Origin of the sequence: Paenisporosarcina sp. OV554 (assembly GCF_003058165.1) — a bacterium.
In the GTDB taxonomy this organism is placed as follows: Bacteria; Bacillota; Bacilli; order Bacillales_A; family Planococcaceae; genus Paenisporosarcina.
In genome coordinates this window covers 30,630-44,612 of record NZ_QBUC01000008.1, presented here as the reverse complement: position 1 = coordinate 44,612, position 13,983 = coordinate 30,630, and the positions used below count along the sequence as shown (strand labels likewise).

Here is a 13,983-nt window from a genome sequence, read left to right as displayed (position 1 = left end):
GAATATTTACATAAATTTCACAATTATTTAATAGTGTACTTACATTTCATTCGTAAACTAAGTAAGGAATAAATTAACAAAGGAGGAAGTTTATTAAATGAAAAAGAAAGTTGTGGCTTCAATAGTTTTAACCAGTAGTTTAGCATTATCAACCCTATTCACTTCACCAACTGACTACATTACTAACAAGTCTGCACATGTATTGGCTGCAACGAATTCTCCTATTCTGATTACTGAACTTTTACCAAACAGTAGTAATGTAGTCAATTCATCAACGGATGCTTTTGAGTTTATCGAGCTTTATAACAACAGCACACTACCGATTCAATTAAAAAACTATAAGTTAATATACGGATATCCAGATGGCAAAAAAGTAGACTGGGCATTTAACGAAGATAAAACAATTGCTCCTGGTGAAACACTAATCGTGTGGGTGAAAAATAAAGAAAATACGAATCTGACACTTGCTGATTTTAATAAAGAATTTAACACAACGATAACAGAAAATCAGGTTACATATGTTGAGGCAGACGGGATGGCCAACACTGCAGAACGAACTTTATCTCTTGCAGATACTTCAAACAATATCTTCTCGTCAGCTACTTATATAAAAGAAGATGTTGGTGTCAATAAAGGGATTCAATATAAAGCTGGTGAAGACGGAAAAACGATGGAGATCCTGACATCGTCAGAAACACCTACACCTGGGGCATTAATAACGGGACAAGTACCTGCTGATCCAACTGTTGAAGATACGCAAGCACCATTAATAACACATTCACCCATTGAAAAAGTCGCTGCAGGTGAAAACCTACATATTAAATCACAAGTCACTGATGAAACGAAACTAGAAAACGTGACACTTTTTTATAAACTCTCGGAAAATGGTAGTTGGCTTCAAAAAAACATGGTAGCTTCTACTGAAGAAAATACGTTTGAAATTCAAATTGACCAAGCAGAATTAATGACGAACAAAATAACGTATCGAATTGAAGCCTTTGATGGACAAAATACTGCGACGACTGAAGTCTACGAAGTGATGATTGAAGCGCTGGATTATGATCCACAAAACGTACCTGCTCTTCTTGTAACAGAACTTGTTCCAGACTCGACGAATGTCGGTCCATTAGACGGCTATGAATTTATTGAAGTGTATAACAATTCAGCAGATGATATAAATTTGAAGGATTATAAGATTCGCTATCGGTATCCTGCGGAAGGTCCTGAGGCAGATTTAATTTGGAAAGCTGACAAAGATGACATCATCTTGCCAAGTGGCAAAACCATCGTTTACTGGATCAAAAATGCGAGCAATCAAGAAAAAACAGTAGCTGATTTCAACCAAATGTACAATGTAGATTTACGCGAAAATGTTGATATCGTTCAAATTCAATCCGGTGGTATGGCAAATGCAAGCCATCGAGGATTAGCGATAGCAACTAATACAGGTGTCGATATTTCATCTGCTTACTATTACGACCAAGCGCAAGTAGACGACACGATTGCGGACAAAGGTATTCTTTACACATTCCCCACAGATGGAAGATCAACAGTCATGAAAAAATATAGCAGTGCAAAAGAAAATGCGACACCAGGGAGCATAGCAACCATACAGACTCCAAAAGTCAAAGTCGCAACTATGCCAGATACTACAGGACCTGCGCTTCTTGATTTAACAGAGAATGCAGCCATTTCAGGACGTCAAAACCTAGACCTCTCATTTGACGTGACGGATGAAAAAATCGTTAAAACGGTTCGTCTTTTTTATAAAACGAATGATACTGAAGAGTTCCGAATGGTCGATTTAACAAAAGTCTATGATTCTACTGTATATTCACATACCATCTTTTCTCCTGACTTACTTGGCAAGACAAACTTAAGTTATTACGTTCAAACATCTGATGGAATTAATGAAGTGACATCGGAAACTAAAAACATCAAAATATTAAAAGATGATGTAGATAAAGTTGGTTTAAATGTAGAAGATGGATCAGTTTTAAGTAAAACGGTTCTACTAAAATCGTACGGTAAAGATAGCCAACTATATATCGATCAACAGGACGTGACTAGCGATACAAAGCCTGCGATTCCAGCACAAGCCTACTTCGCTTTTGATGTAAAAAATGTTAATTTATACTTTAAAAATGGAGTTACAATCGGGGATGAAACACTACACATATTCGACGATACGATTAACACATATACGACTTTGACCATACCGATTGATCCAAATCAATTTTCACAAGGACTTGATACAAAAATTTCTATACGTGCAGGAACAAAAGTATCACCGTTCGACACAAATTCTGAAGAAAATAGAGATGACTTCTATGTGAAAAATGTACGACTCGTATTAGAGGATGGCACCACACTTTACGATCCACTCTTCAAAGATATTGAAAAAGAACTATCTGTCGGAGACGGAGCGAGTGCAAAGCCTGTATTCGATTTTAGTTTCCAACTACCTGATGATAAATTTACAGCAAAAGCCTTCACTTGGAATACAACAACTGTCAATGAAGGGTCTCATACAATTGAAGCAAAAAATGTAGATGATATACAAGCGGCGGTCGTTGTTGATAACAGTGCTCCAATCATTACCCCTTCGATTGAAGAAGGAAAAGAATACAAAGGTGACTTTACGATACAAGCAGAAGTAGCGGACAAGTATTCTTCTGTAGAAAGTTTAACTGCTATGCTCGATGGCGAAGAAATCACATTGCCTTTTGAAACGTCTTCTGCAAAACTGACTCCAGGTGACCACACGGTTTCATTTACAGCGAGAGATGTTGCCCTAAATGAAGTTCAAAAAAACATTAACTTTACTATAGTAGAAGAAAAACCTTACACACCAGAAGTTATTTCACCAATAGATGGAACGGGGAATGTAAATCCAAACAATGCGAAATTACAAGTAAAAGTAAGCGATCCGACAAAAGACAGCTTAGATGTGTCCTTCTATGAAGGACATAAGTTTGAAGCTGACGGAGAGGCAATGACCATATTTGAAAACAGTGCAGACCGGGAACCACCAAAAGAGCTTATCCCTGCTGGTGAATCAGTGGTTACTGCTAAAAACAAAATGGCAAAAGCAGATGGTGAATACGTTGAAACCACTTCTCTGGAGAAATTCCCTTATCACCGATTTGATGTAGCCGTCGGAAAAGAGATTGATCAAGATGACGAAATTGTACTGAGCTGGGAAGGGAAGTCACTCATCGGCCGAAAAGTTTCCATGTATGTATGGAATCATACAAATTCTATATGGGAACTGCAAGAATGGAAAATAGCCAAAGACGATACGAACTTTACCTTACATGGATCCGTCATTGGAAAAGAGTTTGTTAAAGACGGAAAAGTGCAAGTGATGGTACAAGATGAAATTGCGTCGACGACTGAATTTGACTACTCATTTATCTGGATGTCAGATACACAATATTATTCTGAAAGTTATCCTCAAATATTCGACAAAATGACGAACTGGATGGCCGAATCGAAAGAAAACTTGAATTTGAAATACGTTTTCCATACTGGGGATTTAGTTGATCAAGCCGATGATCCGATCCAGTGGGAGCGGGCTGATACTTTCATGGGTACACTTGACAATGCATCCATTCCTTACGGTGTGTTAGCTGGAAATCATGACGTGGGGCACAAAACAGGGGATTATAATGAATACGGTAAATATTTTGGAGAGCAACGCTTTAACGATAAAGAATACTACGGGGAATCGTATAAAAACAACCGTGGACATTACGATTTAATTAGCTCAAATGGGAATGACTTTATCATGTTGTATATGGGCTGGGGCGTAAATGATGAAGATATAGCATGGATGAATAAAATTCTAGCAGAACACCCAGAAAGAAAAGCGATTCTGTCTTTCCATGAATACTTATTAGTTTCTGGAAATCGCAGTCCAATTGGCGACCAAGTATTTAAAGATGTCGTTACACCAAATGCCAACGTCATCGCCGTTCTGTCAGGCCATTACCACGATGCGGAAACACTTGTTGATGAAATCGATGATGACGCAGACGGAATAGCCGATCGTAAAGTGTACCAAATGCTTGCTGACTACCAAGGAGGACCTGAAGGCGGACAAGGATTCCTACGCCTGATGAAAGTCAATCCAGTAGATAACAAAATCCATATGCAAACATACTCACCATATTTAGATCAATATAATTACTACAACCCAGTAGACTATCCAGGGAAAGACGAATTTACGATTGAAACAAATCTGACACCGAAAGAAAAAGTGGTAGCTACAGACATGTTTAAAGTCGAAATATTCACCAATGAACTGATTGGCGAAGTGAAAAATATAGAGGACGGTTCCATTGCAGAAACGAAGTGGAAAGATCTTGAACGCTCAAAAGAACATAGCTGGTATGTTCAAGTGAAAGACTCATTTGGTGGTGAAATGCGATCGGAAGTTTCTACTTTTTCAACTGGCGACCAAGGAAACGACAATGGCGGGCAAAACCCAGCTCCAACGCCTACTCCTATTCCACCTGTTACAGACGACCAAATAGTGAACGTTACAGAAGATCAACTAATCAAAACTAATGACTATTGGACGCTTAATCAAACATCGAAACAACAGGTCAAATGGGTCATTCAAAAAGACCTACTAAACCTAACGATAACTGCAGATAAAGCATTGCGTTTTGTACTTAAGAACGGTCATGAAATAAACGTGCCAGTCACTGTTTTGAAGGAATTACAAAAACAAAATCAAGACTTCATTTCATTGGAAGTGGACGTCCAAGGTGAACAAGAGGGACTTCCAGCTGGGAAACGATACAGTGATATAGTGGATATTTCATTATTCGCAGGTACCAATGAAATCAACACATCGGTCGAATCAATCAACCTAAAACTCAAAGTAAATGGGACGGTCAATCCTAACAAAACAACCGCCGTTTATTATGACCAAAATGCTGCAGCCTGGTCTTACGCTGGAGGGAAGTTGGAAAATGGCTACTGGTCCGTTCCAACGAAACACCTTTCCAAGTTCACAGTAATGACAGCAAATGCTGTATTTAAAGATACAACGAATCACTGGGCAAAAAACTAAATCGACTCTCTAGCTTCACGTTTTATATCGGCAGGTAAAACAATAGATACATTTTACACCCGAACAACGATTGACTCGAGCAGAATTTACTGTCCTTCTGGTTAGAGCGCTTCAACTGTCAGTAGAAGAATACAAAGGAACATTCAAAGACGTTCCAGCCACTAAAAAATGGGCTGCACAACAAATAGAAGCGGCCCATCGAGCGGCCATCGTATTCGGTAAAAATGGCGGCTCTTTTGATGCAGATGCTAACATTACACGAGAACAAATGGCCGCAATGATGATGCGTTCAGTAGCACTATCAAATCCCGATATACTGAACGGCTTGCCGAATAACAAGAAATACAAAGACGAATCAAAAATAAATGACTATGCCAAACAGTCAATCATGAATGCCAATGAACTTGGTTTGATGTATGGTCGATCAAATGGGAAGTTTGATCCCAAGCAACCAACAACCCGAGCAGAAACAGCAGTAGTCCTCTATCGAATGCTAGAAAAATTTGATTCTATTAAGTAAGTCAAAGTATTAACAGATGCAAAAAGGCTTCCGTTACTAGAAGCCTTTTTGTATTTGCACAAAGAGAACCTTTTACAAGTAAAATGACTTTATCACTCAGGTTTCCGGGGAGCTTTGGAAAGCACCATGTTGCACCATTACGAAAAACCTTTTTGCGCTAGTGAACATTCAGGTTTAAATCTCGGTATATTCTGCAAGAAGCGCCTGAAGCACCTGAAAATCTTTATGGTGCAGAGGAAGCAACGTCCTCCCACTCTACAGAACTACCCTCAGACTTTTCATTCTGATATGATAGAAAAAAACCTATTTTCAAAGGAGCACCACGCCATGCAAACTTTTGAACAATACTTTCTCATGAATTCTGACGACGTCATCTACTATGTGAAAGCAAAAATAGACTCCTATAAAGAGGCACAACATATTACCTGTACAGAAATTGGCGACGGCAACTTAAACTATGTCTACCGAGTCGCCAACACAGAATCAAACGAATCAATCATCGTCAAACAAGCAGGAACTACTGCGCGGATTTCGGACGAGTTCGTTCTATCAACAAGTCGTAACAAAATCGAAACCGAAGCATTAAAATTACAACACAAATTAGCACCAGGACTCGTTCCTGAAATATATTTACTTGATGAAATCATGAGCTGCTGTATCATGGAAGACTTATCGAAGTTAACCATTATGCGAACAGCATTAATAAACTTTGAAACGTTTCCACGTTTCGCCGAACATATCACCGACTTCCTGGTGAATACTTTACTGTGCACATCCGACGTCGTCCTAAACCATAAAGAAAAGAAAGAATTAGTACGTACATTCATAAACCCAGAGCTTTGCGAAATCTCGGAAAATCTCGTATTCACAGAGCCTTTCCATAACAACTTTAACCGCAACGAAGTAACACCTGGTAACGAACAATTTGTTCAAACACTTCTATACTCAAACGAAGAGCTTCATCTAGAAGTCGCAAAATTAAAGTTTCATTTTATGAACAACACACAATCGCTTGTTCATGGCGACCTACATACAGGCTCTATCTTTATTGACCAAAATGATACTAAAGTCATCGATCCTGAATTTGCATTCTTCGGACCTATGGGCTATGACATCGGCAACATCATGGCGAACTTGATTTTTGCATGGGCAAGAGGACGAGCTTTCCAACAAAAAGAATTCACCGAATGGGTCGAGAACACTTTGTTCGATATCATGGACTTATTCGAAAAGAAATTCAGTACTGCATGGGAAGAGCACACAACTGAAGTCGTTGCTAAAAACGCTGACTTCCAAAAACACTACATCCAAAATATATTCAAAGACACAGCAGGTATGGCGGGACTCGAACTCGCACGTCGCATAGTCGGACTCGCAAAAGTAAAAGACATTACCAGCATTGAACCAATCGAAAATCGTCTAAAAGCAGAACGTCTTTGCCTGCGCGTCGCAGTACAACTGATTCTTAACCCATCAGAATTCCAAACAGGTGGTCAATATATAGCAGCGCTCCAAAACGCACAACAGGAGGAAAACCAATGACCGAAGCACTCAATCCAATCGAATGGAAAAACAATGCACTTGTCCTACTCGATCAAACCAAATTACCAAATGAAATCATTTATGAAGAATTCACAACAGCGGAGGGCGTCTGGGATGCTATCGTGAACATGAAAGTCCGCGGTGCACCGGCTATTGGCGTAGCAGCAGCATACGGCGTTTACTTAGGTGTTCGTGATTACAAAGCAGATCTAGACCAAACCGTTTTGGTCGAAGTAGTGCAAAAAACTGCAGCGTATTTAGCAACGTCTAGACCGACTGCTGTTAACTTATTTTGGGCACTCGACCGCATGACAGCCGTTACAGCAACGAACGCTACTTATCAAGACTCGCTTTTAGCAGAAGCTAAAGCCATCCATAAAGAAGATGAAGAAATCAACCGCAACATCGGAGAGAATTTATTAACATTGCTCTCTGACGGAATCGGAATCTTAACGCATTGTAACGCTGGTGCTCTCGCGACATCGAAGTATGGGACAGCAACCGCACCCATGTATTTAGCCAAAGAAAAAGGCTGGAATTTCAAAGTTTACGCGGATGAAACACGGCCGCGTCTACAAGGCTCTACTTTGACAGCTCTAGAACTAAGCAGAGCGGGCATCGACGTGACAGTTATTACTGATAGCATGGCAGCGATGGTCATGTCACAAGGAAAAGTCCAAGCAGTTATAGTCGGTTGTGACCGCGTTGCAGCAAACGGAGATACAGCCAATAAAATCGGTACTTTGAGCGTGTCCATTCTAGCTAAGCATTATGGCATTCCTTTTTACGTAGCTGCACCAACGCCAACTATCGATTTGAATACACCAACCGGAGCGGAAATTCCAATAGAAGAAAGACATAAATCTGAAGTCATCGAAGGCTTTGGCAAACTCACAGCTCCTGCTGATGTACACGTCTACAACCCGGCCTTTGATGTCACGCCAGCAGCGCACATCACAGCGATCATTACTGAAAAAGGCATCGTGCAGGCACCGTATACAGAAAACCTAAAGAAACTATTCGTGTGAGACCTTAATCTACCAAGTGCCACCAAACAAGGAGGACACCCCTTTGTATATGAAAGAACGAAAAGAAATAGTTGATTATTGTAAAATGCTCATCACTAGAGGTCTGACAAAAGGCACGGGTGGAAACATCTCAATCTTTGATCGAGAATCTGGTCACATGATTATCAGCCCGAGTGGGATTCAATACAACGACATGACCGCAGAAGATGTAGTTGTTTGCGACCTCCAGGGGAATGTTATTGCGGGCGATAAAAAGCCATCTAGCGAATACCCGATGCATGCGATTTTCTATGAAAAACGAACAGACATAAACGCGATTGTTCACACACATTCGCTTAACGCTACCGTCATCGCATCACTTAGATGGGAATTGCCAGCAGTATCGTACTTAGTGGCATATGCAGGAGAAAGTGTAAGATGTGCAGAGTATGCGAGTTTTGGTACACAAGAACTTGCAACCAATGCTTTTGAAGCTATGCAAGATCGCCAAGCTGTTTTATTAGCAAATCACGGATTACTCGCGGGTTCTAGCAATCTTGCGACAGCATTCGCAATTGCAGAGGAAATTGAATTTTGCTGTGAAGTCTATGTGAAAACGAAAACAATCGGGGAACCGATTATCCTTGATGAAGACGAAATGAAACTTATGTCTAAAAAATTTAAAACCTATGGACAAAAAAAATAAAGGTGTCAGGCACTTCACTTATCAACGGGACATAAACGTCCAGCAAAAGTGAAGATGCCTGGCACTTTTTCTTTTCACTGGGATAAATGTGTGAGCGGGAGTGGACTCCGAAAATCACTCAGGTTTCCGGGGAGTTTTGGAAGACACAAAGCTGCACCTTTACCTAACGAATGAGTAAGAGGGGGATGTGACTTCTTCACATCTCCCATTACTAGTACAGGTAATCTTGCGGCTCGTGTGCTTTCGTAGCTCCCCTACAACCTTCGGGGAAATTGTTCCTTGATTTTGGTTTACTACAGAATCGACACTAACTTTAACTAACCAAGTAGCCGTAGATGCTATTTCGGCTACTACCGCCTATTAAAAGAAGTAATATTTACAGTCCTTTATATATTACTTAACAATGAAGACAGACTTCTTAGCTACCTTTACAAAAACAAAAAGAATTTTACAAATTCTTATGAAAACCCTTACAATGTTTTGATATAATCATAAAGTAGCATAAAATTTTCATATTGAGGAGTGAAATGGATGACGAAAGACATATTGAAGCATGCTTTCAGTAAGATCGCATTAGCTTTCTTACTAGTAATCTCGATGGTTGTACCATATATCACAGCACCAACTGCATCTGCAGCAGAAACAGCACTAAAAGTCGATGAAGCAATTGCACAATTTGTAGTAGATTCTAAGAAAAATGTAACTGTAGAAGGATATATAGTTGGTTTTGTTAAAAGTGAAACCAGCGTAATAAATCCTGCTGAAAGTGATACGAATTACGCAATTGCAGCTACTCCAGGTGAAACAGATATATCAAAAATGATTTATGTACAATTGCCAGCTACTCCAACTTCATTAAGAGCAGAATTTGGATTGAAATTAAATCCAAGTAATCTTGGCAAAAAAGTTGTAATTTCAGCTTCACTTGAAAAATATTTTGGAAATCATGCAGGTCTTAAAGCGCCAATTACATCTATGAACTTTATTGACGGCGGAGAAGAACCTCCTCCAGGTCCTGATCCAGAAGTAAAGGCTGACCTTGCTGGTGCACGTGCAGAAGTAGGATCGGATAAATTAATCAAAGTAAAAGGCACTGTCACTACAGGCACAGGATTCTGGGGTGGAAATGCATTTTATATCCAAGATAATACGGCAGGTCTTTACATTTTCTCATCTTCAGCGGACGTTACACCAGGTGACATCGTTGAACTTGAAGGGAAAGTAACCGTCTATAGCGGTGAACTTCAAATGGAACAACCAAAAATTACGAAAATTTCTTCAAACAACCCACTACCGGCAGTACAAGAAATCACACCTGCTGGCGTAAATGAAGAGACTCAAAGTGAACAAATTCAATTAAACAATGTAACAATCACTAATCTTACAAAAGTAAACGACTTTGGAACGTTCGAATTCACAGCTACACATGAAAATGGGGAATCGGTTGTTATCCGTAACGATAACCGTAATGGCTTAGCTTATGACGAATTTTCTAAACGCTACAAGATTGGCGATCTTGTCCATGTATCAGGAATCGCTTCTAAATTCAACACAACGTATCAAGTTAAAACACTAGGCTTAGAAAGCTTTGACTTAGTGAACAAGCCTGCTGTCTACACAGATATTTTCCCAGGAACAGTATCTGAAGGCACAGAAATTTCGTTATTGACACCAATTGATGGTGCGGCTATCTACTATACCGTAGACGGATCAACGCCTACTGCGGCAAGTACAAAATACACAACTCCAATTACATTAGCAAAAGACACAACAATTAAAGCTGTTGCTATAAGTGATACGACTTCTGAAGTTTTCTCATTTACTTATAACGTCTTGAAAGTGGACAACCTAGTAATTCGTGACATTCAAGGCGAAGGTCACTATTCAGATTACCAAGGTGCTAATGTAAAAGATATCACTGGTGTGGTAACACATCTTTATAACTCAGCAAACTTCGTTATCCAAGATGTTAACCCGGATAAGGACAACACAACGTCCGAAGCAATTATCGTAAACAAAGCTTCGAATGGTTTAAAAGTCGGTGACTTAGTAACTGTTGAAGGAACTGTCGAAGAATGGTATTACGAAGGTTACTCAGATATGAAAACAAATGACTTACCAGTTACACGTATTCGTGCGACGACATCAGTTGCAAACGGTACACATGAACTTCCTGCACCATTGGTTATTGGTACAGATATCTTCCCAGTTACTGAAAACATCGAAAACGACGGATTGACTTCATTTGATCCGGCTGAAGACGGTATTGATTTCTGGGAATCTGTTGAATTAATGCGTCTAGCAGTTCCAAATGCAAAAGTTATTGGTCCTCAATTGAACGGTGAAATCGCAGTTGTTGCAGAAAACTCAACAAACAACGGATTCAACGTACTAGGCGGAATCACTATCTCGGCAAATGATTACAATCCAGAGCGTATTTTCGTGAAAATCGATAATCGAAATTACGATGCTAAATCTGGCGACTTCTACACAGGTGATATAGTTGGAGTTATGGGCTTCGGTTTCGGTAACTTCAAACTTTGGACAGAAGAAGTAGATTTACCTACAATCACACGTGTTGAAAAACCAAATCTAGTAACTGATATTGAACCAGTAGAAGACAAACTAAACGTTGCTTCTTATAACGTAGAAAACTTCTCTACTAACATAGCGAACACACCTGATGAGAAAGTCGTGAAAATCGCGAAATCATTTGTTGTGAACATGAAATCTCCTGACATTATTACACTAGTAGAAGTTCAGGATAATGATGGTGAAACTGCTTCTGGTAACACAGATGCTTCTGCAAGTTATGAGCGCCTGATAGCAGCAATCGTCGCTGAAGGAGGTCCAACTTACGAGTGGACTGACATCGCCCCTGAATACAATCAAGATGGTGGAGCACCAGGTGGTAACATCCGCGTAGGTTACCTATACAATCCTGAACGTGTCACACTTGCAGAAGGAACAAAAGGCGGGACAACGGAAGCGGTAACTTGGGTAGATGGAGAACTTTCTAAAAATCCTGGACGTATTCTTGACTTGCCACAACAAAACACACGTAAACCATTAGCAGCTCAATTTGAGTTCCAAGGTGAAAAAGTAGTCGTGATTGGCGCTCACTTAAACTCAAAAGGTGGAGACCAACCGTTATTCGGAAAAAATCAACCTCCATTTTTAGGTTCTGAAGCAGAACGGATTGAACTTGCAACAATGATTAACAACTTTATACAAAAAGGACAAGAACAAGATCCGAACTTAAAAGTAATCGTAGCTGGTGACATGAATGATTTCGAATTCACACCAACGCTTACAGCACTTAAAGGCGGCATCTTAACAAATATGATCGAAAAAGTACCAGCTGGTGAACGTTTTTCTTATTACTATCAAGGAAATAATCAGGTTCTTGACCATGTTTTAGTTACAAATAACTTAGCAGCTAAAACATTAGTTGACATGATCCATATTAATGCTAATTATATGGATATTCATGGACGTGCATCTGACCATGATCCTGTATTAATTCAAGTAGACGTACACAAAGAAGATACGTATACACTAGCTTCTAACAAAACTAACTTTGAATTAGAATCTGGCCAAACGGCACAATTCAAATTAACTGAAACAGCAACAAAATATGATGGTACAACAACTATCAAAGATGTAGCAGCTGAAGCTATATATAGTGGGTTCGATACGAACATCATTTCAGTTGAGCAAGGTGTCATCACTGCAAAAGCAGAAGGATCAACAACAATTACTGCACAATATGGAGACAACTCAGTGACAATCCTCGTTAACGTCTTTGCAACTGAAGATGGAGGAGTCGTAGTTACTGAGGATGAAATTGACACCTCTACATCTGTTATCAAAATAGACGGAGTAGTTGAACATGAAGCGGGACATATTGGAATTCGTTTCACAGAAGCTGCAGTCAATAAAATCAATGATGCAGATAAAAATGTAAGTATCGATCTTGCAACAGGTTCATTCACCATCACTTCTGAAAACTTTGAAGTCCTTGCGGCAAGTGGCGAATTCACGCTCAACTTGGAATATCAAGTACCAAAAGGTTTGTTGAAAGAGAAAAATCAAAGCAAAATTAAAGATGATTTAAAACTAAAAGATATGTCATTCATTGATGCACAAGACAATGAAATCACAGATGGCTTCAATGACTACTTCATTATTGTTTCAAAAGGCAAAAAGACTTCGGTCGAAGGCGCTTACTACGACAATAAATCGAAGAAGTGGAAGTTTAAAAATATCAAGAATAAGTAAATCAAAAAAGTGTGTAGTAAAGACTCTGGATTTTTCCAGAGTCTTTTTTTAGGTGCCATAAGAATGCTAGAAGAGGCTGGAATTGTATCTTCAATTGAGTTGAAAAGTTCTATTTAGTCCCATCCTAAAATGGTGTAAAGTAATAGGGGCAGTGCCTTGATAACATAGAAAAGGGAGTTAGCAGCATGACAGGGAAAACACACATCATTGGCGGTTTGGCAGCAAGTCTTGCGTTTGCACAAGTTACGAATTATAATCCAGTACTTTTAGTGGGGGCAGGCGTTATCGGCGCAGTGATTCCAGATATCTGCCACGGTGGCAGTAAGGTTGGCCGAGCATTTCCAGTTGTTTCTAAAGTAATAAATGTGCTATTTGGACATCGGTCATTTACACATAGTTTGCTATTTTTAGTGTTAATGGCGATTCTTATGAATTCATTTGTGACAATTGAATCGGTAACTGCGGGAATTTTAGTAGGGATTGCTAGCCATCTAGTTTTAGATATGGCAACGAGAAACGGCATTAAATTGCTCTTTCCATTGAAGATTAGAGTACGATTCCCTCTGACAACAAGAACTGGGGGAGCGGTAGAGTCTATGGTATTGGCCGTTCTTTCACTACTTTCAGTGTATTTTGGTTACGAAGCGTTTGGGTACTATTTATAATAAAGACGCAAATAAAAGCATTGTTAATAAGAACATAAAAAAACTCCAGCAGTTGATTCAATTGTTGGAGTTTTTTTATGTTCTTACACGGCATTCCCTTTGAAACGCGCATAGACGACAGAGATTCGCGCGTAGTCGACAAGAATCCGCTCATAGAGCTAAATCCATCAAAAAAAAAG

At 39.5% G+C, this 13,983-nt stretch carries 7 protein-coding genes; all 7 read left to right on the top strand.

The features are described from left to right. Positions 1 to 97 precede the first annotated feature (97 nt). Positions 98 to 5,083 (top strand): lamin tail domain-containing protein, encoded by a 4,986-nt coding sequence (locus C8K15_RS08995; protein ID WP_108586075.1) that lies wholly within the window; start codon positions 98 to 100, stop codon positions 5,081 to 5,083. Between the two features lie 70 nt (positions 5,084 to 5,153). Then, positions 5,154 to 5,603, top strand: a complete 450-nt coding sequence (locus tag C8K15_RS08990) for an S-layer homology domain-containing protein (RefSeq protein ID WP_108586074.1) — start codon at positions 5,154 to 5,156, stop codon at positions 5,601 to 5,603. A 327-nt stretch (positions 5,604 to 5,930) separates the two neighbouring features. Further along, complete coding sequence (mtnK, locus tag C8K15_RS08985; protein ID WP_108586073.1) at positions 5,931 to 7,145, top strand: S-methyl-5-thioribose kinase; 1,215 nt, start codon at positions 5,931 to 5,933, stop codon at positions 7,143 to 7,145. After that, positions 7,142 to 8,173 carry an S-methyl-5-thioribose-1-phosphate isomerase gene (gene mtnA, locus C8K15_RS08980; RefSeq protein WP_108586072.1) on the top strand — a complete coding sequence of 344 codons (1,032 nt, stop codon included), beginning with the start codon at positions 7,142 to 7,144 and terminating at the stop codon, positions 8,171 to 8,173. The genes mtnK and mtnA overlap by 4 nt, the downstream gene beginning before the upstream one ends. Before the next feature lie 49 nt (positions 8,174 to 8,222). Then, a complete protein-coding gene (locus tag C8K15_RS08975) occupies positions 8,223 to 8,858 on the top strand; it encodes an L-fuculose-phosphate aldolase (RefSeq protein ID WP_146173649.1) in 636 nt (211 codons plus the stop codon). A gap of 531 nt (positions 8,859 to 9,389) precedes the next feature. Beyond that, positions 9,390 to 13,139 (top strand): DUF6359 domain-containing protein, encoded by a 3,750-nt coding sequence (locus tag C8K15_RS08970; protein ID WP_108586070.1) that lies wholly within the window; start codon positions 9,390 to 9,392, stop codon positions 13,137 to 13,139. A gap of 185 nt (positions 13,140 to 13,324) precedes the next feature. After that, a complete protein-coding gene (locus C8K15_RS08965; protein WP_108586069.1) occupies positions 13,325 to 13,804 on the top strand; it encodes a metal-dependent hydrolase in 480 nt (159 codons plus the stop codon). Positions 13,805 to 13,983: the final 179 nt, after the last annotated feature.

Excerpts from the sequence above, each read along its gene's own strand:
- C8K15_RS08995 (WP_108586075.1), top strand. The coding sequence starts at position 98 with ATGAAAAAGAAAGTTGTGGCTTCAATAGTTTTAACCAGTAGTTTAGCA.
- mtnK (WP_108586073.1), top strand. The coding sequence starts at position 5,931 with ATGCAAACTTTTGAACAATACTTTCTCATGAATTCTGACGACGTCATC.
- mtnA (WP_108586072.1), top strand. The coding sequence starts at position 7,142 with ATGACCGAAGCACTCAATCCAATCGAATGGAAAAACAATGCACTTGTC.
- C8K15_RS08975 (WP_146173649.1), top strand. The coding sequence starts at position 8,223 with ATGAAAGAACGAAAAGAAATAGTTGATTATTGTAAAATGCTCATCACT.
- C8K15_RS08970 (WP_108586070.1), top strand. The coding sequence starts at position 9,390 with ATGACGAAAGACATATTGAAGCATGCTTTCAGTAAGATCGCATTAGCT.
- C8K15_RS08965 (WP_108586069.1), top strand. The coding sequence starts at position 13,325 with ATGACAGGGAAAACACACATCATTGGCGGTTTGGCAGCAAGTCTTGCG.